The sequence below is a fragment of the Duganella sp. GW821-FHT07F09 genome, assembly GCF_059418705.1.
Genome location: NZ_JBWKQJ010000012.1, coordinates 214,153 through 235,666 on the forward strand (window position 1 = coordinate 214,153; position 21,514 = coordinate 235,666).

The 21,514-nt window shown below is 64.2% G+C and carries 16 protein-coding genes; 15 read left to right on the forward strand and 1 reads right to left on the reverse strand.

Features of this window, described 5'->3' with window-relative positions; translation table 11 throughout:
* Positions 1 to 7 precede the first annotated feature (7 nt).
* The 11 genes from AC07P1_RS27865 to AC07P1_RS27915 all read left to right on the forward strand — a co-directional run bounded on the left by AC07P1_RS27865 (position 8) and on the right by AC07P1_RS27915 (position 14,515).
* Positions 8 to 814 carry an ABC transporter ATP-binding protein gene (locus AC07P1_RS27865; RefSeq protein WP_494698892.1) on the forward strand — a complete coding sequence of 269 codons (807 nt, stop codon included), beginning with the start codon at positions 8 to 10 and terminating at the stop codon, positions 812 to 814.
* Complete coding sequence (locus tag AC07P1_RS27870) at positions 814 to 1,485, forward strand: methyl-accepting chemotaxis protein (protein ID WP_494698893.1); 672 nt, start codon at positions 814 to 816, stop codon at positions 1,483 to 1,485. The genes AC07P1_RS27865 and AC07P1_RS27870 overlap by 1 nt, the downstream gene beginning before the upstream one ends.
* Positions 1,486 to 1,893: 408 nt before the next feature.
* Positions 1,894 to 3,198 carry an MFS transporter gene (locus AC07P1_RS27875; RefSeq protein ID WP_494698894.1) on the forward strand — a complete coding sequence of 435 codons (1,305 nt, stop codon included), beginning with the start codon at positions 1,894 to 1,896 and terminating at the stop codon, positions 3,196 to 3,198.
* 18 nt (positions 3,199 to 3,216) lie between these two features.
* The gene (gene nirB, locus AC07P1_RS27880) at positions 3,217 to 5,748 is read left to right on the forward strand and encodes a nitrite reductase large subunit NirB (RefSeq protein ID WP_494698895.1); all 2,532 of its coding nucleotides are present in this window, start codon (positions 3,217 to 3,219) and stop codon (positions 5,746 to 5,748) included.
* An 11-nt stretch (positions 5,749 to 5,759) separates the two neighbouring features.
* The gene (gene nirD / locus AC07P1_RS27885) at positions 5,760 to 6,107 is read left to right on the forward strand and encodes a nitrite reductase small subunit NirD (RefSeq protein WP_494698896.1); all 348 of its coding nucleotides are present in this window, start codon (positions 5,760 to 5,762) and stop codon (positions 6,105 to 6,107) included.
* Positions 6,104 to 7,342, forward strand: coding sequence for an NAD(P)/FAD-dependent oxidoreductase (locus tag AC07P1_RS27890; protein WP_494698897.1), 1,239 nt, complete (start codon positions 6,104 to 6,106; stop codon positions 7,340 to 7,342). The genes nirD and AC07P1_RS27890 overlap by 4 nt, the downstream gene beginning before the upstream one ends.
* Before the next feature lie 24 nt (positions 7,343 to 7,366).
* Complete coding sequence (locus AC07P1_RS27895; RefSeq protein ID WP_494698898.1) at positions 7,367 to 10,090, forward strand: molybdopterin-dependent oxidoreductase; 2,724 nt, start codon at positions 7,367 to 7,369, stop codon at positions 10,088 to 10,090.
* A 51-nt stretch (positions 10,091 to 10,141) separates the two neighbouring features.
* Positions 10,142 to 11,512 (forward strand): glutamine synthetase family protein, encoded by a 1,371-nt coding sequence (locus tag AC07P1_RS27900; protein ID WP_494698899.1) that lies wholly within the window; start codon positions 10,142 to 10,144, stop codon positions 11,510 to 11,512.
* Between the two features lie 112 nt (positions 11,513 to 11,624).
* Complete coding sequence (locus AC07P1_RS27905) at positions 11,625 to 12,752, forward strand: ABC transporter ATP-binding protein (RefSeq protein WP_494698900.1); 1,128 nt, start codon at positions 11,625 to 11,627, stop codon at positions 12,750 to 12,752.
* A 12-nt stretch (positions 12,753 to 12,764) separates the two neighbouring features.
* Positions 12,765 to 13,673, forward strand: a complete 909-nt coding sequence (locus tag AC07P1_RS27910; RefSeq protein WP_494698901.1) for an ABC transporter permease subunit — start codon at positions 12,765 to 12,767, stop codon at positions 13,671 to 13,673.
* Positions 13,670 to 14,515 (forward strand): ABC transporter permease, encoded by an 846-nt coding sequence (locus tag AC07P1_RS27915; RefSeq protein WP_494698902.1) that lies wholly within the window; start codon positions 13,670 to 13,672, stop codon positions 14,513 to 14,515. The genes AC07P1_RS27910 and AC07P1_RS27915 overlap by 4 nt, the downstream gene beginning before the upstream one ends.
* Before the next feature lie 110 nt (positions 14,516 to 14,625).
* Here the strand turns inward: AC07P1_RS27915 and pdxR are convergent, their stop codons facing one another.
* Positions 14,626 to 16,143 (reverse strand): MocR-like pyridoxine biosynthesis transcription factor PdxR, encoded by a 1,518-nt coding sequence (gene pdxR / locus AC07P1_RS27920; RefSeq protein ID WP_494698949.1) that lies wholly within the window; start codon positions 16,141 to 16,143, stop codon positions 14,626 to 14,628.
* Positions 16,144 to 16,241: 98 nt separating this feature from the next.
* Between pdxR and AC07P1_RS27925 the strand changes: the two genes are divergently transcribed.
* From AC07P1_RS27925 to AC07P1_RS27940, 4 genes are all read left to right on the forward strand, one after another.
* Entirely contained in the window at positions 16,242 to 17,000 is a 759-nt protein-coding gene (locus AC07P1_RS27925; RefSeq protein ID WP_494698903.1) for a gamma-glutamyl-gamma-aminobutyrate hydrolase family protein, read from the forward strand.
* Between the two features lie 124 nt (positions 17,001 to 17,124).
* Entirely contained in the window at positions 17,125 to 18,495 is a 1,371-nt protein-coding gene (locus AC07P1_RS27930; protein WP_363509732.1) for a glutamine synthetase family protein, read from the forward strand.
* A 28-nt stretch (positions 18,496 to 18,523) separates the two neighbouring features.
* Positions 18,524 to 19,975 carry an aspartate aminotransferase family protein gene (locus AC07P1_RS27935; RefSeq protein ID WP_494698904.1) on the forward strand — a complete coding sequence of 484 codons (1,452 nt, stop codon included), beginning with the start codon at positions 18,524 to 18,526 and terminating at the stop codon, positions 19,973 to 19,975.
* Between the two features lie 23 nt (positions 19,976 to 19,998).
* Positions 19,999 to 21,498 carry an aldehyde dehydrogenase gene (locus tag AC07P1_RS27940; protein ID WP_494698905.1) on the forward strand — a complete coding sequence of 500 codons (1,500 nt, stop codon included), beginning with the start codon at positions 19,999 to 20,001 and terminating at the stop codon, positions 21,496 to 21,498.
* Positions 21,499 to 21,514: the final 16 nt, after the last annotated feature.

A 21,514-nucleotide genomic window follows, 5' to 3' on the forward strand; every position in this document is an offset into this window, starting at 1 on the left:
CACTGTCATGGACGATCCAAAATTCATCGATGTCGAAGGCGTGGAGATGGTCTTCCACACCAAAAAAGGTGTGTTCCACGCGCTGCGTGAAATCGATCTGACGGTGCGCAAGGGTGAATTCATCACCCTGATCGGTCACTCGGGTTGCGGCAAATCGACCCTCCTCAACCTGATCGCCGGGCTGCTCAAGCCGACCGACGGCGTGCTGCTGTGCGCCAACCGGGAGATCGCCGGGCCGTCGCCGGAGCGCTCGGTGGTGTTTCAGAACCATTCGCTGCTGCCCTGGCTGACCTGTTATGAGAACATCCATCTTGGCGTCGAACGGGTGTTCGGCAAGGCCGAATCGAAGACGCAACTGCGCGAGCGCACCATGCAGGCGCTGGCGCTGGTGGGCCTGACGGCCGCCGAAACCAAGCGTCCGCACGAGATCTCGGGCGGCATGAAGCAGCGCGTCGGCATCGCCCGGGCGCTGGCGATGGAGCCGAAAGTGCTGCTGATGGACGAACCGTTCGGCGCCCTGGACGCGCTGACCCGCGCCCATTTGCAGGACGAGCTGCTCAAGATCGTCGCCGCCACCAAGTCCACCGTGGTGATGGTCACGCACGATGTTGACGAGGCGGTGCTGCTGTCGGACCGGATCGTCATGATGACCAACGGCCCGGCCGCCACCATCGGCGAAATCGTCGACGTGCGGCTGGAGCGTCCGCGCGACCGCGTCGCGCTGGCGCAGGACGCGCGCTATACGGAGTACCGCACGGCCGTGCTGGAGTTCTTGTACCGGAAACAGGCGCATCCCGCGAAGGAAGCGGCGTAATGGACATGTCCACGGGCGCCCTGGCGCCGGCCGGCACCGCCAACAAGGCGTTGACCGGCGAGGTATTCAGCGCCTTGATCAACCTGTCGGGGCGGCGCCGTTTCACGTCGCAGCGCATCGTGCTGTACGCGCTGCTGGCGTCGCAGGGGCAGGAAGAGGGCGCGAAGACGGCGCAGGAAGCCCTGGCGTTGTTCCGGGGCGCCCACAAGTCGCTTTTGAGCGAAGCGGACGGCCTGCCGGGCGTGTTCTGCCCGGAGCTGCGGGAAGCCTATTTCGGCAAAATGGACGGCGACCGCCAGATCGTCGCCTTCGCCGACCTGGGCGAGCGCACGCTGAACGCGATCGCGCGCGGTTCGGGGCAGGCGGTCGAACTGCTGGCGGAGCTGGTGCGTATCACAACGCCAACGTTGGGAATACTGAACCAGATCACCGGCATCTACGAGGAGCAGGCCAAGCGCAACGCGCGCCTGGTGCGCAAGCAGCTGCGCGGCGTGATCACCGATATCGAGACGATCAACCGCCAGGCGCGGATGGTCGCCTTCAACGCCCGCATCGTCGCCGCGCGCGCCGGCGCCGCCGGCAAGGAGTTCTCGGTGGTGGCGGGCGTCCTGTCCAATATCAGCGGCGAGATCGACGAGATGGTGGCCGCGGCGCTGGCCGCCGCCGGCTAACCCCCCTGGGGGTCAGTGCCGACATTCGGACACGAGCTGGACTTTCTTGCCGTCTGCGTGGATGTGCTCGTGTCCGAATGTCGGCACTGACCCCGCTGGTGGATATGTATATGGCAACGCACCGCCATCGCGCACCGTGAGCGTGCATCATGCACCGCAACATCGCACCACGATAAGCTTGCAATTTCTTTACTGAAACCCCAAACCCGCATTCTCCCTCTGTAGCACCTCTCTCCCGACCATTGGCACGCCTCTTGCATTAGAAGGAGCAGGGGATCAACGGCGATCCCCCCCAAATACATACCGCTGGTCCAAAGAAGGACCGGCAGGACAACGGCGTCCGCCCGACCTGGTTTCTATCACCTTGGTTGCGCGGACGCCTTTTTGTTTTCTGAACGGGATAAAAAAATGGCCAGCAAAGCTACCAGCATCAAGCTCTTCTCGATCTCAACGCCGCAAATGCGGGCGTTCCACCTGACCTGGATGGCGTTCTTCGTCTGCTTCTTCGCCTGGTTCGCCTGCGCGCCGCTGATGCCGGTCATTAAAGGCGAATTCGGCCTGAGCGTCGCGCAGATCGCCAACATCAACATCGCCGCCGTCGCCATCACGATCCTGGTGCGCCTGATCGTCGGCCCGCTGTGCGACCACTTCGGCCCGCGCAAAGCCTACACCGGCCTGCTGCTGCTCGGCTCCATCCCGGTGATCGGCGTGGCCTTCGCACAGAGCTATGAGAGCTTCCTGTTCTTCCGCCTGGGGATCGGTGCGGCCGGCGCCAGCTTCGTCATCACGCAGTACCACACGTCGGTGATGTTCGGTCCTAAAGTGGTCGGCACCGCCAACGCGGCGGCCGCAGGCTGGGGCAACGCCGGCGGCGGTGTCGCGCAGGCTGTGATGCCGCTGCTGATGACCGCGATGGTCATGCTGGGCGTCTCCGAGACCTTCGGCTGGCGCGCGGCGCTGATCGTGCCGGGCATCCTGATGATCATCATGGCCGGCGTCTACTACCGCTACACCCAGGACTGCCCGCAAGGTAACTACAGCGAGCTGCGCGCCGCCGGCATCGCCATCGAAGGCGGTAAAAAAGGCGGTTGGGACAGTTTCAAGCTGGCCGCCGCCAACTACCGCGTATGGCTGCTGTTCATCACCTATGGCGCCTGCTTCGGCATCGAGATCTTCATCCACAACATCGCCGCGATCTACTACGTCGACCACTTCAAGCTGACCCTGGGCCAGGCCGGCATGGCCGCCGGCAGCTTCGGTTTGCTGGCGCTGTTCGCCCGCGCACTGGGTGGCTGGGCCTCGGACAAATTCGCCGCCAAGGGCAACCTGAATAACCGCGTCACCTTGCTGTTCGTGCTGATGCTGGGCGAAGGCGCCGGCCTGCTGATGTTCGCCCACGCCGGTACCGCCGCGCTGGCGATCGGCGCGATGCTGATCTTCGGCCTGTTCACCCACATGGCTTGCGGCGCGACCTACGCCGTCGTGCCGTTCGTCGACAAGCGCGCCCTGGGCGGCGTGGCCGGCATCATCGGCGCAGGCGGCAACGTCGGCGCGGTGGCCGCGGGCTTCCTGATGAAGGGCCTGGGCGACACGCAGCAGACGCTGAGCATCCTGGGCATCGTCGTTGCCGCGACCGCGCTGTGCGCACTGGCCGCCCGCTTCAGCAGCGCAGCCATCGAAGAATCCGCAATCGCCAACAAACTGGCAGCTTAAAGTTCAAAGGAACCCGCTATGAAAATCATCGTTATCGGCCACGGCATGGTCGGCCACAAATTCCTGGAAAGCCTGGCCGCCAGCGGCAAGACCAACCTGCAGGTGACGGTGCTGTGCGAGGAAGTGCGTCCCGCCTACGATCGCGTGCACCTGTCGGAATTCTTCTCCGGTAAAACGGCGGAAGACCTGTCGCTGGTGAAGCCGGGCTTCTTCGAACGCGACGACATGGTGCTGCGCCTGAACACCCGCGCCACCGCCATCGACACCGCCGCCAAGACCGTCACCACCGGCGACGGCGACGTGCTCCCTTACGACAAGCTGGTGATGGCCACCGGTTCCTATCCGTTCGTACCACCGCTGCCGGGCAAGGAGCGCAAGGATTGCTTCGTCTACCGTACCATCGAGGATCTGGAAGCGATGATGGAGTGCGGCCAGCGCTCCAAGACCGGTGTCGTCATCGGCGGCGGCCTGCTGGGTCTCGAATGCGCCAAGGCGCTGCGCGACCTGAAACTGGAAACCCACGTGGTCGAATTCTCGCCGCGCCTGATGGCGGTGCAGGTGGACGATGGCGGCGCGCGCGTTCTGCGCCGTAAAATCGAAGACCTGGGCGTGACCGTCCATACCGGCAAAAACACCACCGCCATCGTTGACGGCGTCGACGGCACCCACCGCATGGAGTTCGCCGACGGCGGCCACCTGGACGCCGACATGATCGTCTTCTCGGCCGGTATCCGTCCGCGCGACATGCTGGCGCGCGAATGCGGCCTGACCGTCGGCCCGCGCGGCGGCATCGAGATCAACAACAACTGCGTCACCTCCGACCCGGACGTCTACGCCATCGGCGAATGCGCGCTGTGGGGCGGCTTGATCTTCGGCCTGGTGGCGCCGGGCTACGAAATGGCGCGCGTCGCGGCCAAGCACATGCTGGGCGAAGTGGGCGAATTCGCCGGCGCCGACATGAGCACCAAGCTGAAATTGATGGGCGTGGACGTGGCCAGTATCGGCGACCCGCACGGCAGCGTCGCCGGCAGCCGCTCGTACCAGTTCACCGACGAGCGCAAACAGATCTACAAGAAGATCGTGGTCTCCGACTGCGGCAAGTATCTGCAAGGCGCCGTGATGGTCGGCGACGCCGCCGAATACGGCACCTTGCTGCAGATGATGTTGAACAAAATCGAACTGCCGGAATCGCCGGAGTTCCTGATCCTGCCGCAATCGGACGGCGCCGCCAAGCCTGGCCTGGGCGTGGACGCTTTGCCGGAGAGCGCGCAAATCTGCTCCTGCAACGACGTCTCCAAGGGCGCCCTGTGCGCGGCGGTGGCCGCCGGCGCCTGCACCATCGGCGATCTGAAAAGCTGCACCAACGCCGGCACCTCGTGCGGCGGCTGCGTGCCGCTGGTGACGCAGGTGATGAAGGCCGAGATGAAAAAGCTCGGCATGGCCGTCAACAACCACGTGTGCGAACACTTCGCCTACTCGCGCCAGGAGATGTTCCACCTGATCAAAGTCGGCCAGATCAAGTCCTTCGACGACCTGCTGGAAAAGCACGGCAAGGGTCTCGGTTGCGACGTGTGCAAACCGCTCGCCGCCAGCATCCTGGCGTCGGTGTGGAACGACTTCGTGCTGAAGAAGGAACACGCCAGCCTGCAGGACACCAACGACTACTTCCTCGGTAACATCCAGAAGGACGGCACCTACTCGGTGGTGCCGCGCATGCCGGGCGGCGAAGTGACGGCCGATGGCCTGATCGCGGTCGGCATGGTCGCCAAGAAGTACCAGCTGTACACCAAGATCACCGGTGGCGCCCGCGTCGACCTGTTCGGCGCCCGCGTCGAGCAGCTGCCGCTGATCTGGGAAGAGCTGATCGCCGCCGGCTTCGAATCCGGCCACGCCTACGGCAAGTCGTTGCGCACGGTGAAGTCCTGCGTCGGCTCGACCTGGTGCCGTTACGGCGTCGACGATTCCATCGGGCTGGCTATCGAGCTGGAAAACCGCTACAAGGGCCTGCGCACGCCGCACAAGATCAAGTTCGGCGTGTCCGGTTGCACCCGCGAGTGTGCCGAAGCGCAGGGCAAGGACGTGGGCATCATCGCCACCGAAAAGGGCTGGAACCTCTACGTTTGCGGCAACGGCGGCATGAAGCCACGCCACGCCGAGCTGCTGGCCACGGACCTGGACAAGGCCACCCTGGTCCAGTACATCGACCGCTTCCTGATGTTCTACACCCGCACCGGCGACCGCCTGCAGCGCACCAGCACCTGGCGCGAGAACCTGGAAGGCGGCCTCGATTACCTGAAGCAGGTCGTCGTGCAGGACAAGCTGGGTATCGCCGCCGAGCTGGAAGCCGACATGCAGCACGTCGTCAACACCTACGCGTGCGAGTGGAAAGAAGCCGTCGAGAATCCGGAAACCCGCAAACGCTTCCGCACCTTCGTCAACAGCGAGAAGGGCGACGACAACGTCGTCTTCATGGAAGAACGCGGCCAGATTCGTCCAGCCACCGTGGAAGAACGCAAACGCGTGATTCCGATCGCCGTCAGCGCAGCTTAAGGAGAATACAAATGCATCGCGATATTCAAACTGATAACTGGATCGCCGTCTGCAACCTGGACGACATCGTGCCCAACACCGGCGTCTGCGCACTGCTGAACAACGCGCAGATAGCGGTCTTCCACGTCAACGACGGCGGCCCGCGCGTGTTCGCCATCGATAACTACGATCCGAACTCGGAAGCTGCGGTGCTGTCGCGCGGCCTGGTGGGCAGCCTGGGGGAGCGCACCGTGGTCGCCTCGCCGATCTACAAACAGCACTTCGACCTGCAAACCGGCGAGTGCCTGGAAGCGCCGGCCAACTCGGTCGGCACCTACCCGGCCCGCGTGGCCGACGGCAAAGTCTGGGTAGGCCTATGAAATCCCCGGAGCGCGTGGAATCGAAGCCTGCGCTGGTCGTCATCGGCAACGGCATGGCCGGCATGCGCACGGTCGAGGAACTGCACAAGCTCGATCCGGACATGTACGACATCACCGTGTTCGGCGCCGAGCCGCATGGTAACTACAATCGCATCCTGCTGTCGCCGGTGCTGGCCGGCGAGAAGACGATGGACGACATCATGCTCAACACGCGTGAGTGGTACGTCCAGCATGGCATCACCCTGCACGCGGGCGACCCGGTCGAGCATATCGACCGCCGCAAGCGCGTCGTGCGCGCCCGCTCCGGCCTGGAAGTACGCTACGACCGCCTGCTGATCGCCACCGGCTCCAAGCCGTTCATCATCCCGGTGCCGGGCCACCAGTTGCCCGGCGTGCTGGCCTTCCGCGATATACAGGACGTGGAGTCGATGCTGGAGGCGGCGCGCAACCACAAGCACGCGGTGGTCATCGGCGGCGGCTTGCTTGGGCTTGAGGCGGCCAACGGCCTGCAGCGCCAGGGCATGTCCGTCACCGTGGTCCATGTGACCGACGCGCTGATGAACCAGCAGCTCGACAAGCCCGCCGCCCAGTTGCTGCAAAAGGCGCTGGAAGACAAGGGCATGACCTTCATGCTGAACGCGCAGACCGCCGAAATCGTCGGAACCGACCGCGCCACGGCGGTACGCTTCAAGGATGGAACCGAGATCCCGGCCGACCTCGTGGTGATGACCGCGGGCGTGCGTCCGAACATCGAGCTGGCCAAGTCGGCCGGCCTGCACTGCGACCGCGCCATCATCGTCGACGACACCTTGCAAACCTACGATCCGCGCATCTACGCCGTCGGCGAGTGCGTGCAGCACCGCAGCGCGACATTTGGGCTGGTGGCGCCGATTTGGGACCAGGCCCGCGTTTGCGGCGCCCATCTGGCCGGCGCCGGCGTGCGCCGCTACGTGCAGCAAACTTCGCCCACACGCCTGAAGGTCACCGGTGTAGACTTGTACTCGGTCGGCGATTTTATCGGCGGCGAAGGCACCGAGGACCTGGTGCTGCGCGATGCGCGGCGCGGCGTTTACAAGCGGCTGGTGTTGAAGAACAACCGCGTCACCGGCGCCGTGTTGTATGGCGACGTCAAGGATGGTCCTTGGTATTTCGGCCTGATCCAGAACAACACCGACATCGCCTCGATCCGGCAAACCCTGTTATTCGGCGAGGCGCTCAGCGCCAGGGCCGCGTGATTCAATAGTCTAAGCGAGCGAATTTTGAACCTGTCCCAAGACCATCTGTCAGTCCGCACCACCTGCGCATATTGCGGCGTCGGTTGCGGTGTGAGCGCCACCCCCAAGGGCGACGGCACGGTCTCCATCGCCGGCGACAAGCTGCACCCGGCGAACAAGGGGCGCCTGTGCGTCAAGGGTTCCGCGTTGGGCGAGACGGTGAGCCTGGACGGCCGCCTGTTGTACCCGCAGGTGCGCGGCGATGAAGGCCTGCGCCGCGTCTCGTGGGACGAGGCGCTCGACAAGGTCGCCGGCACTTGGCGCGCCATCATCGACGAACATGGCCCGGACGCCGTGGCCTTGTACGTGTCGGGCCAACTGCTGACCGAGGACTACTACGTCGCCAACAAGCTGATGAAGGGTTACATCGGCAGCGCCAACATCGACACCAATTCGCGCCTGTGCATGTCGTCGGCGGTGGCCGGCTACAAGCGCGCCTTCGGCGAAGACCTGGTGCCGCTGTGCTACGACGACCTGGAACTGGCCGACATGGTGGTGCTGGTCGGCTCCAACACCGCGTGGTGCCATCCGATTCTGTTCCAGCGCATCCTGAAGGCCAAGGAAAGCCGGCCGGAGATGAAGATCGTCGTCATCGACCCGCGCCGCACCGCGACCTGCGAGCTGGCAGACCTGCATCTGCCGGTGAAGGCGGGCACCGACGTCTGGCTGTTCAACGGTTTGCTCAGCTATCTGAACCGCATCGGCGCGGTCGATCCGGCCTTCGTCGCCGGCCACACCAACGGCTTCGACGCGGCGCTCGCCACCGCCAACGCCGATTGCAGCGATCCGGCCGCCGTGGCGAAGATCTGCCGCATCGAACTGCCGGTGCTGATGGAGTTCTACCAACTGTTCGCGGCCACGCACAAGACCATCACCGCCTATTCGATGGGCGTGAACCAGTCGTCTTCCGGCACCGATAAGGTCAACAGCATCATCAACTGCCACCTGATCGGCGGTCGCATCGGCCAGCCGGGCATGGGACCGTTCTCGATCACCGGCCAGCCGAACGCCATGGGCGGGCGCGAGGTGGGCGGCCTGGCCAACATGCTGGCCGCGCACATGGACCTGGACCGCGCCGACCACCGCGAGGTCGTGCAGACTTTCTGGGAGTCGCCGGCGATGGCCGACAAGCCTGGCCTGAAGGCGGTCGACCTGTTCAAGGCGATCGAGGATGGCAAGGTCAAGGCGGTGTGGGTGATCTCCACCAATCCGGTGGTCAGCATGCCGGACGCAGACCAGGTGCGGCGCGCGCTGGAAAAGTGCGAGCTGGTGGTCGCCACCGACATCATGCAGAACACCGACACCAACGCCTACGCCGACGTGCTGCTGCCGGCGCTGGGCTGGGGCGAAAAGGAGGGCACGGTCACCAATTCCGAGCGCCGCATCTCGCGCCAGCGCGCCTTCCTGCCGGCGCCGGGCGAGGCCATGGCCGACTGGAAGATCCTGGCGCTGTTCGCGCAGCGCATGGGCTTCAGCGGTTTCGACTTCGCCGGCGCTAACAGCGTGTTCGATGAACACGCGCGCCTGAGCGGCTTCCGCAACAGCGCCGCCGACGTGCCGCGCGCTTTCGACATGTCCGGCCTGGCGCAATTGAACAAGAACGAGTACGACGGTCTGGAGCCGATCCAGTGGCCGGTGCGCCGTGGCGCCGACGGCGGCATGGAGGTCGAAGCCCGCCTGTTCGCCGACAAGCGTTTCGCCCACGCCGACGGCAAGGCGCGCTTCATCGTCACCGTCCCGCGCGCGCCGGCCAACGCCATCAGCGAGGACTTCCCGCTGGCGCTCAATACCGGCCGCGTACGCGACCAGTGGCATACGATGACGCGCACCGGAAAATCCTTCACGCTGGCCGATCACATCTCCGAATCGTTCGTCGACATCCACCCGCAGGACGCGCTGCTGCACGGCGTGCGCGAGGGCGATCTGGCGCGCGTCAGCTCCGAATGGGGCGCGATGGTGGCGCGCGTACAGCACGGCGGTGGCATCCCGCGCGGTACGGTGTTCATTCCGATCCACTGGTCCGGCCAGACGTCGTCCGACGCCCGTGTCGGCGCGCTGGTCAATCCGGTGGTCGATCCGGTATCCGGCGAGCCGGAATTCAAGCACACGCCGGTGCGCATCGAGCAGTTCCGCGTCAACTGGCACAGCTTCATCCTGAGCCGCACGGAAGTGGACCTGGACAGCGTGGCCCATTGGACCCGCATCCAGGGCCGCGAATTCGCCCGCTACGAGCTGGCCGGCCGCAACACCATCTCCGATTTCGGCCAGTGGGCGCGCGGCGTGCTGGGGGTGCAGGATCTGGACGCCGACTGGCTCGAATACGAGGACCGCACCGCCGGCGTGTACCGCGCAGTGCACGTGGTGAACGACCGCATCGAACAGTGCATCTTCCTGTCGCCGCGCCAGGACATGCCGTCGCGCGCATGGCTCGCCAGCCTGTTCGTCAAGGAGCAATTGAGCGAAATCGACCGCGTCGGCCTGCTGGTCGGCATGCCGGTCGAGAAGGGCGCCGACACCGGTCCGACCGTGTGCTCGTGCTTCGGCGTGGGCCGCAACACGATCTGCAACGCCATCATCGAGAAGGACCTGCAGACGGTCGCGCAGGTGACGTCCTGCCTCAAGGCGGGCGGCAATTGCGGCTCCTGCGTCCCCGAAATCAAGAAGATTCTTGTGCAAACGCGGGTGGAGGCGGCGGAGGCAAGGTTGTAAATATGGTAAATTAGACTATCGATCGCTTGATCATCACTACAGAGAGCGAACATGTCTATCCGTGAAAACTTCTCCGATGCCGATATGGATCAGTGGCTCAACGAGAACCGAGTCACTGAAATTGAATGCCTGGTGCCCGACTTGACGGGCGTCGCGCGCGGGAAAATCCTGCCGCGCGCGAAATTCACCCAGGAGCGCGGCATGCGCATCCCCGAGGCGGTGCTGGGCATGACCGTCACCGGCAACTACCCCACCGAGAACGCGGCCTACGACCGCGCCATCTCCTCCACCGACCGCGATATGATCCTGCGCGCGGACCCCGGCAGCATCACCACCGTGCCGTGGGCGGTCGATCCCACCGCGCAGGTTATCCACGACTGCTACTTCGCCGACGGCACCCTGGTCGACTTCGCGCCGCGCTCCGTGTTGCGCCGCGTGTTGAAGCTGTACGCGGAACGCGGCTGGAAGCCCGTGGTGGGCCCGGAGCTGGAGTTCTACCTGACCGAAAAGAACATCGATCCCGATCTGCCGTTGCGGGCGCCGGTGGGCCGCAGCGGCCGCGCCGAGACCAGCCGCCAAGTCTACAGCATCGACGCCGTCAACGAGTTCGATCCGCTGTTCGAGGATATCTACGACTACTGCGCGCTGATGAACCTCGACGTCGACACTTTGATCCACGAGACGGGCGCCGGCCAGATGGGCATCAACTTCCAGCACGGTGATCCGCTGGCGCTGGCCGATAACGTGTTCTACTTCAAGCGCACCTTGCGCGAGGCGGCGCTCAAGCACGACATGTACGCCACCTTCATGGCCAAGCCCATGGCCAACGAGCCAGGGTCGGCGATGCATGTGCACCAGAGCGTGAGCGACGCCGCCACCGGCCGCAATATCTTCAGCGCGCCGGACGGCTCGCCGTCCGCGAACTTCCGCCACTATATCGGCGGCCTGCAACGCTACACGCCGGCGGTCATGGCGATCATGGCGCCGTACGTCAATTCGTACCGCCGCATCGTGCGCCACACCGCCGCGCCGATCAACGTCCAGTGGGGGAACGACAACCGCACCGTCGGATTCCGCATTCCCATCTCCGGCGTCGAGCAGCGCCGCGTCGAGAACCGCATCATCGGCGCCGACGCCAATCCCTACCTGGCGATGGCCGTGACGCTGGCTTGCGGCTATCTTGGCATGGTCGACAAGCTGGAGCCGACGCCGATGATCACCGGTAGCGCCTACGATCACGTGTCCGAGCTGCCGCAGGGATTGCCCCAGGCGCTTGAATGGCTGCGCCGCGAGGACCGCATCCGCGAGGTGCTGGGCGAGCGCTTTGTCGACGTCTACACGGCGATCAAGGAAGTCGAGCACCAGGAGTTCATGACCGTCATCAGCCCATGGGAACGGGAACACTTATTGCTGCATGTATAGGCGACAATAAGTGGCAGCATTTATAATCACGTGTCCAAAAATCGGGCGGCCGGCGGCGATGTCCCGACCCGCGTTCCAGATATACTATTAATATCATTTATATTTTTATAACATGACCATAGAGCGAGCTGCTGAACCCTTCCTCCTGATCCGCAATCTGGTTAAGGAATTCGACGGTGCCCGCGCTGTCAACGACGTGTCGGTCGCCATCAACAAGGGCGAGATTTTCGCGCTGCTGGGCAGCTCGGGCTGCGGCAAATCGACCCTGCTGCGGATGCTGGCCGGGTTCGAGACGCCGACCCAGGGTCAGATCACGCTAGCCGGCAAGGATATCGTCAGCGTCCCACCGTATCAGCGCCCGATCAACATGATGTTCCAGTCGTACGCGCTGTTCCCGCACCTGTCGGTATGGGACAACATCGCCTTCGGCCTGCGCCGCGACGGCTTGCCGAAGGACGAAATCGCCGCGCGCGTGGAGCAGATGCTCAATCTGGTGCAGCTGACCGCCTACGGCAAGCGCAAGCCGCACCAGCTCTCCGGCGGCCAGCAGCAGCGGGTGGCGCTGGCGCGCAGCCTGGCCAAGCGGCCACAATTGCTATTGCTCGACGAGCCGCTCGGCGCCCTGGACAAGAAGCTGCGCGAGCGCACCCAGATGGAACTGGTCGGCATCATCGAGGAAGTCGGCGTCACCTGCGTGATGGTCACGCACGACCAGGACGAGGCGATGAGCATGGCGACCCGCATCGCCGTCATGAGCGAAGGCCGCATCCTGCAGGTCGGACCGCCGGGAGAAATCTACGAAACGCCGAACTGCCGCTTCGTGGCGGACTTCATCGGCAGCGTCAATCTGTTCAACGGCAGCGTGGCGGTCGATGAACCGGACCACGTCATCATCGACACGCCCGAGGGCCGCCACTACGTCACCCACGGCATCACCGGCACGATGGGCATGCCGGTGGCGGTGGCCGTGCGCCCCGAAAAGATCGCCCTGCAAACGGAGGCGCCCACCCTGGAGCAGCGCGCCAACGCCGGCGAGCATGGCTACAACTGCGTGCAGGGCGCGATCACCGCGATGGCCTACTTCGGCAACGAGACCTTGTACCACGTGCGCCTGGACAGCGGCATGGAGATCAAGGTCTCGCGCACCAACGCCGCCCGCCACGACGACGCCGCGCTCAAGCGCGACCAGCGCGTCTACGCATGGTGGGACGGCGCGGACGTCGTCGTGCTGACCAGCTAAGGCGGAACCGGCATGAACTTCCTGAAAAACCTATTGACATTGCAATGGCTGACCGGCCGCCGCGTTGTCATCGCCGTGCCCTTCCTCTGGCTGACATTCGCCTTCCTGGTGCCGTTCCTGATCGTCCTGCGCATCAGCTTCACCGAGTCGGACATGGGCAATCCGTTCGGCACCTTGATGACACTCGTCGACGGCGTCATCACGCTCAAGGTCAAGATATCGAACTACCTGTTCATCGCCGAGGACGAGCTGTATGTGCTGACGTATCTCAGCTCCCTCAAGTTTGCCGCCATCACGACCGCGCTATGCCTGATCATCGGCTACCCGTTCGCCTACTTCATGGCGCGCGCCAAGCCGACCGTCCGGCCGGTGCTGCTGATGCTGGTGATGCTGCCGTTCTGGACCTCCTTCCTGCTGCGGATCTACGCCTGGAAGGGCATCCTGGCCACCAACGGCATCGTCAACAACTTCCTGATCGGGATCGGCGCCATCAGCGAGCCGCTGCACCTGATGAACACCCAGTTCTCGCTGATCATCGGCATGGTCTATGCCTATCTGCCCTTCATGATCCTGCCGCTGTACGCCAATCTGGTGAAGATGGATACGCGCTTCCTGGAGGCGGCGGCCGACCTCGGGGCCACACCATTGCAAGCCTTCTGGCGCATCACGGTGCCGCTGTCGAAGTCCGGCATCATCGCCGGCTCGATGCTGGTGTTCATTCCGGCCATCGGCGAATACGTGATCCCGGAATTGCTGGGCGGTCCCGAGACCCTGATGATCGGCCGCCAGCTGTGGGACGAATTCTTCACCAATAACGATTGGCCGCTGGCGTCGTCGGTGACGGTGGTGGTGATCCTGCTGATCCTGGTGCCGATGGCGATCTTTAATAAATACAAGGCAGAGCAGGAGGCCCGCTCATGAAAGGCAATACCACGTTTATGCAGCGCTGGTTCGGGCGCGGCTGGCTGTCGATGGGCTATCTGTTCCTGTATCTGCCGATCGTCGTGCTGGTGGTCTTCTCGTTCAACAGCTCGCGTCAGGACATGGTGTGGAGCGGCTTCTCGCTGCAATGGTACGCGGCGCTGATGAACGACACGGAGATCATCAGCGGCCTGGGACTGTCGCTGCGCATCGCGCTGATGACGGCTTGCGCGTCGGTGGTGCTGGGCACCTTCGCCGCCTTCGTGCTCAATCGCTATCACCGTTTTACCGGCCGCACGCTGTTCGCCGGCATGGTCAGCGCGCCGCTGGTGATGCCGGAGGTGATCATCGGCCTGTCGCTGCTGCTGATGCTGGTGTCGGTGCAGAAGGTGTTCGGTTTCCCAGAGCGCGGCCTGATGACGATCTGGATCGGCCATACCTTGCTGGGGATGGCCTACGCGGCGGTGGTGGTGCAATCGCGCCTGCAGGAGATGAACAAGTCGCTGGAGGAGGCGGCGATGGACCTGGGCTGCAAGCCATATCAGGTGTTCTTCCTGGTGACGCTGCCGAACATCAAGCAGGCTTTGGGCTCCGCGTGGCTGTTGACGTTCACCTTGTCGCTCGACGATGTGGTGCTGTCCGCCTTCCTGTCCGGCCCCGGTTCGTCGACGATGCCTATCGTGATCTTCTCGCGCGCCCGTCTGGGTCTGGACCCGCGCGTGAACGCGGTGGCTGCGTTGACCATCCTGGTCGTCACCATCGGCGTGATCGCGTCGAGCCTCTACATCGCCCGCAACGAGCGGCTGCGGCAAAAACAGATCTCGTCGGCGGCGAAAGGCTGACATAAAAGGCTGGCATAACACGTAGGGCGGATTAGCGAAGCGTAATCCGCCATGGTTGCACCGCCGACGGCGCAAGCATTGGCGGATTACGGCGTTCCGCCTAATCCGCCCTACGTGTCTATGATGATCCTCGCCAGCAGCCTGCCGTAATGGGTAATCTGCTCCGGCGTGCAGTAGGCATAGCCGACCAGCAGGCCGCGCCGCACCGGCTGCGACAGATAATAGGTCGACAGCGCCTTCACCTGGATTCCCTTTTCCGCCGCCTTGCGCTCCAGCGCCACGTCGTCGACGTCGTCCGGCAGTTGTACCACGAGATGCAGTCCCGATTCCTCGCGGGAGATGGTGACGCTGCCGTCCAGGCGGGGTCCGAACTGGTTCACCAGCGTACGCCGTAGCAGTTCGCGCCGCGCGCCATAGATCTGGCGTATCTTGCGCAGGTGCGTGGTGAAGTGGCCGAGCGAGATGAAGTCGGCCAGCGCCGCCTGCACCATCAACTGGCCGGGCCGCTGCAGATCGTACAGCGCGGTCTTGAACCCGTCGATCAGCGCCGGCGGCACCACCAGGTAACCGATCTTGATGCCGGGGTAGAGCGCCTTGGAGAAGGTGCCCATGTAGAGCACCCGGTCATCGTTATCCAGCCCTTGCAGCGCGGCCAGCGGCCGGCCGGTGTAGCGAAATTCGCTGTCGTAGTCGTCCTCCAGTATCCAGGCGTCCTTGCGCACGGCGACATCGAGCAGCTCGCGCCGGCGCGCCAGGCTCATGACCGCGCCGGTCGGGTATTGGTGCGAGGGCGTCACGTAAATCAGGCGTGGTTTGGTCGCCAGGTCCGCCGCCTTGATCGCCATGCCTTCGCCGTCCACCGCCACCGGATGCAATTTGAGCTCGCGCGCCTGGAACACGCGCCGCGCGCCCCAGTAGCCGGGGTCCTCGATCCAGGCGGTATCGCCGGCATCGGCCAGCAGATGTGCGCACAGATCGAGCGATTGCTGGGTGCCGCCGGTGATCAGCACCTGTTCCACCGATACTTTGACCGAGCGCGATAAGCGCAGATATTCCGTGATGGCTTGGCGCAGCGGCGCATGGCCTCCGGCCTGTCCGTAATCCAGCAGGTCGGAACGCAGGTCGCTACCCACCTCGCGCCACACGCGGTTTTGCAGCCGATGCCACAGCTTGAGCGGAAACGATGAGAAGTCCGGATCGCCAGGCGCGAACGGTTGTATCTCGAATTTGGGGCCGGCGGCGACGCGCGTGACCTCCTGACCGCGCTTCGACAGCCTGGCGGCGCGCTGCACCCTCTGCGCCGCCCGTGCACCATGCGGGACAGGCGGCTGGCCGCCGCGCATGCTGGCGCTGTGCGCTTGCAAATCGGCGACATAGGTGCCGCTTCCGAGCCGGCTGGTGACGTAGCCCTCCGCCGCCAGCTGCTCGAAGGCGGCGATGACTGTGTTGCGGGCGATGCGCAGGTCGGCCGCCAGGTCGCGGCTGGACGGCAGCTTGCTGCCGGCGCCGAGGTGCTGCTGATGGATCGCGGCCTTGGCCGCCTCGTACAGGCGGCGCTGCTGGGGCAAACGTGGATGGAAGCCGGTTTGCGCCAGCGTCTGGGCCAGCAGGTCGGAGGTGGGGGAGATGGAACGCAAAGTGGTTCTAATAAATATCAACAAGTGGTGCTCACCATGATACCAAAATAGGACTATGATCAAATGTAATTCATGTTAAATCGATAAATATGCGCAGCCCCATCGTTTTGGTCCCCGCTTGCGTCAATCTGGTTGGCGTCCACGCCAGCCACACGGCGCATCTCAAGTACGTCGCCGCCGTGGCCGACGGCGCCCGCTGCACGCCGCTGATCGTGCCGGCGCTGGGCGAGGCCACCGATTTCGACGCGCTGCTGGACCTGGCCGACGGCATCATGCTGACCGGTTCCCCATCGAACGTGGACGCCGCCCTGTACGGACAGCCGGTGCTCGATCCCCTGTTGCCGCGCGACCCCGCGCGCGACGCCACCACGCTGCCGCTGATACGGGCCTCGATCGAGCGTGGCATACCGCTACTGGCGATCTGCCGTGGCTTCCAGGAGATGAACGTGGCGCTTGGCGGCACGCTGCACCAGGCGGTGCACGATGTGCCGGGCATGTCCGACCATCGCGAGCAAAAAACGCTAACGCTGGAGCAGCAGTACGCCGCGTCGCACCGCGTGACGCTGGAAGCAGGCGGCCGTTTGGCGCAAATACTGGATGGCGCATCGACGATCATGGTCAATTCCCTGCACGGGCAAGGCATCGCCAAACTGGCGCCGTCGCTTGTGGTTGAAGCCCGCGCCGACGATGGCCTGGTCGAGGCCTACAGCCTGGCGGGCGACACGGGATTCACGCTCGCGGTACAGTGGCACCCCGAGTGGCGGTTATCCGAAAACCCCGACTCGATCAAGTTGTTCCAGGCCTTCGGCGAGGCCTGCCGCATCTACAAGCAAGGGAGCGACGCATGAAGACCTACGAACAGTGGGCGCGGCGGGTCCCTTAGTGCCCCTTTTCGCGTCATCCCACGGCACCACGGCAACGGCGGCCCGCATTCGGCCCCGCCCACGATCAAAACAACAATGAGAGAATTACATGGCAATCCGCGAGAACTTTACGTACACAGACATGGATCTGTGGCTGAACGAAAAACACGTCACCGAAATTGAATGCCTGGTGCCCGATCTGACGGGCGTGGCACGCGGGAAGATCCTCCCGCGCGGTAAGTTTACGCAGGAGCGCGGCATGCGCATTCCCGAGGCGGTGCTGGGCATGACCGTGACCGGCAATTATCCGACCGAGGACGCGGGCTACGACCGCGCCATCTCCAGCACCGACCGCGACATGATCCTGAAGGCCGATCCGACCACCATCACCATGGTGCCGTGGGCCAGCGACCCGACCGCGCAGGTGATCCATGACTGCTATTTCTCCGACGGCCGCCTGGTCGACTTCGCGCCGCGCTCCGTGCTGCGCCGTGTGCTCAAGCTATATGAGGACAAGGGTTGGAAGCCGGTCGTCGCGCCGGAGCTGGAGTTCTACCTGACGGCGAAAAACACCGATCCCGATCTGCCTTTGAAACCGCCGATCGGCCGCAGCGGCCGCGCCGAGACCAGCCGCCAGGTCTACAGCATCGATGCCGTCAACGAATTCGATCCGCTGTTCGAGGACATCTACGACTACTGCGACCTGATGAACCTCGACGTCGACACCTTGATTCACGAAATCGGCGCCGGCCAGATGGAGATCAACTTCCTGCACGGCGACCCGCTCGGACTGGCCGACAAGGTGTTCTTCTTCAAACGCACCCTGCGCGAGGCGGCGCTCAAGCATGACATGTACGCGACCTTCATGGCCAAGCCGATGGCGGGCGAACCGGGTTCCGCGATGCACGTGCACCAGAGCGTGGTCGATGTGAAAACGGGGATGAATATCTTCAGCGCGGAGGACGGCTCGGCCGCGCCGATCTTCAAGCAGTACATCGCGGGCCTGCAGCGCTATATGCCATCGGCGATGGCGATCGTCGCTCCGTACGTGAATTCGTACCGCCGCCTGGTGCGCCACACGGCGGCGCCGATCAATATCCAGTGGGGCATGGACAACCGCACCGTCGGGTTCCGCGTGCCGGAATCGGGCGTGCAGGATCGTCGCGTCGAAAACCGCATCATCGGCGCGGACGCCAATCCCTACCTGGCCCTGGCGGTGACGCTGGCCTGCGGCTATCTCGGCATGACCGAGCAGCTGGAACCGACGCCGATGACCGTGGGCAGCGCCTACGACCTCAAAGTCGAATTGCCGCAAGGCTTGCCGGAGGCGCTGCAGCATCTGCGTGCCGAGGACAAACTGCGCAGCGTATTGGGCGGCCGCTTCATCGACGTCTACGCCGCCATCAAGGACCTGGAGCATCAGGAATTCATGACCGTCATCAGCCCCTGGGAACGCGAACACCTGCTGCTGCACGTCTGATCATCCACCTCTCCAACAAGGAATCACTATGGCTAACAACTCATTGGCACCAAGCGCCGCGCTGGTCGCGTCGGTAAAAAGTCCCGCCGCGCCGCAGGTGTACGACACCGCCGCGATCCAGAAGCTGGATACCGCCCACTACATGCATCCGTTCACCGACCACAAGGCGTTGGGCGAAAAGGGTGCGCGCGTGATGGTGCGCGGCGAGGGCATCTACCTGTGGGACTCGCAGGGCAAGAAGGTCCTCGACGGCATGTCCGGCCTGTGGTGCGTCAACGTCGGCTACGGCCGCACCAGCATTTCGGAAGCGGTCTACAAGCAGATGGAGACGCTGCCGTTCTATAACAGCTTCTTCAACACCACCAACGTGCCGGCCGTGCAGCTGGCTGCCAAGCTGGCGAAGATATCGCCGCCGCAGTTCAATCACGTCTATTTCACCGGCTCCGGTTCGGAAGGCAACGACACCAATCTGCGCATGGTGCGCCGTTACTGGGACGTGTTGGGCTACAAGGAACGCCACACCATCATCAGCCGCCATAACGCCTATCACGGCAGCACCGTGGCCGGCGCATCGCTGGGCGGCATGGACGGCATGCATGCGCAGGGCGGCTTGCCGATCCCCGGCATCGTGCATATCGGCCAGCCGAACTACCTGGAGTCGGGGCGCGGCATGACCGAGGACGAATTCGGCATCGAGGCCGCGTCCTGGCTGGAGAAGAAAATCCTGGAGATCGGCGTCGACAAGGTCGCGGCCTTCATCGGCGAGCCGGTGCAGGGCGCGGGCGGCGTGATCATCCCGCCCGCGACCTACTGGCCCGAAATCCAGCGCATCTGCGACAAGTACGGCATCCTGCTGATCGCCGATGAGGTGATCTGCGGCTTCGGGCGTCTCGGCAAGTGGTTCGCGTCGGAGCTGTTCGGCATCAAGCCCGATCTGATCACGTTCGCCAAGGGCGTCACATCCGGTTATGTGCCACTGGGCGGTGTGCTGGTCGGCGACCGCGTGGCCGATGTGCTGATCGGGCAGGGCGGCGAGTTCAATCACGGCTTCACTTATTCCGGCCATCCGGTCGCCTGCGCTGCGGCGCTGGAGAATATCCGTATCATCGAAGACGAGAAGCTGGTCGAGCGCGTCGCCGGCGAAACCGGGCCCTATCTGAAGAAGCGTTTCGCGGAACTGTCCGACCATCCGCTGGTCGGATACGCGGACAGCTGCGGCTTTGTCGCGGGCCTCAACCTGGTGCGCGCAAAGGGAGCCGTTCCGCACGATAACGTGTCGTTCGACGAGGCGCTAGGCGTGGGCATGGTCTGCCGTGGATACATGTTCGACAACGGCATGATCATGCGCGCCGTCGGCGACCGCATGATCATCGCGCCGCCGCTGGTCATGACCGTGGCCCAGATCGACGAGATGGTGGCGCTGATCCGCAAGTGTCTGGACCTGACCTACGCCGACATCAAGGAACGCGGCTGGGTCTAACCTGAATTGGATTGGAGCGAAAAATGACGACAAAGACGGTGGCAACATCGTGGCATGAGCGGGCGGCAAACCTGCGGATGGACGGCCGCGCCTTCATCGGCGGCCAGCGTGTATGGGCGAAGAACGAGCAGCAGTTCGAGAACCTGTCGCCGATCGACGGCCGCAAGCTGGGCATGGTGGCGCGCTGCGACGGCGCCGATGTCGATGCGGCCGTGGCCAGCGCGCGCGAGGCTTTCGAAGCGCGCAGTTGGGCGGGCAAGTCGCCGGCGCAGCGCAAGCGGATCATGATCAAGTTCGCCGACCTGGTGCAAAAGTACGGCCAGGAGCTGGCCCTGCTCGAAACGCTGGACATGGGCAAGCCGATCAAATACAGCCAGAGCGTGGACGTGGGCGCGACCGCCAACTGCCTGCGATGGTACGGCGAGGCGATCGACAAGATCTACGACGAGATCGCGCCGACCGCCGAGAACAGCCTGGCGCTGATCACGCGCGAGCCGGTGGGTGTGGTCGCCGCCATCGTGCCGTGGAACTATCCGATGATCATGGCGGCGTGGAAGATCGCGCCGGCGCTCGCCGCCGGTAACAGCGTGGTGCTCAAGCCGTCGGAGAAGTCGCCGCTGACGGCGCTGCGGCTGGCCGACATCGCGCTGGAGGCGGGCGTTCCGGCCGGCGTGTTCAATGTGCTGCCCGGTTACGGCCACGAGGCCGGCGCCGCGCTGGCGCTGCACATGGACGTGGACTGCATCGGCTTTACCGGTTCCACGCGCGTCGGCAAGCAGATTTTGCAGATGGCCGGGCAGTCGAACCTCAAGCGCGCATGGACCGAGTTGGGCGGCAAGTCGGCCAACATCGTCTGCGCCGATTGTCCCGACCTGGATGCCGCGGTGGCATCGGCCATCGGCTCGATCTACTTCAACCAGGGCGAGAGCTGCAACGCGCCTTCGCGCCTGTTCGTCGAAGCATCGATCAAGGACCAATTCATCGAGAAGGCGCTGGCGATGATGCCGGACTTCCAGCCGGGCGATCCCCTCGATGAAAACACGGTGATGGGCGCCATCGTCGACGCGACGCAGCTGAAGACGGTGATGGGCTACATCGAGGCCGGCAAGGCGGATGGCGCCAAGCTGCTGTCGGGCGGGCGCCAGGCGCGCACCGAGACCGGTGGCTTCTTCGTCGAGCCGACGCTGTTCGACCAGGTCGACAGCGGTATGACCATCGCGCGCGAAGAGATCTTCGGGCCGGTGCTGTCGGTGCTGGCCTTTACCGACTTGAAGGAAGCGATCAGGCAGGCCAATTCCACGCCTTACGGCTTGCAGGCCGCCGTGTGGACATCCGACATGACCAAGGCGATTCAAACGGCGCGCGCGCTGCGGGCCGGCACCGTGCACGTGAACCAGTACGACGGCGACGACATCACCGTGCCGTTCGGCGGCTACAAACAGTCCGGCAATGGCCGCGACAAGTCGCTGCACGCCTTCGATAAATACACCGAACTGAAAACCACCTGGATTCAGATCGGCTAGCCAAACGGGAGACGGC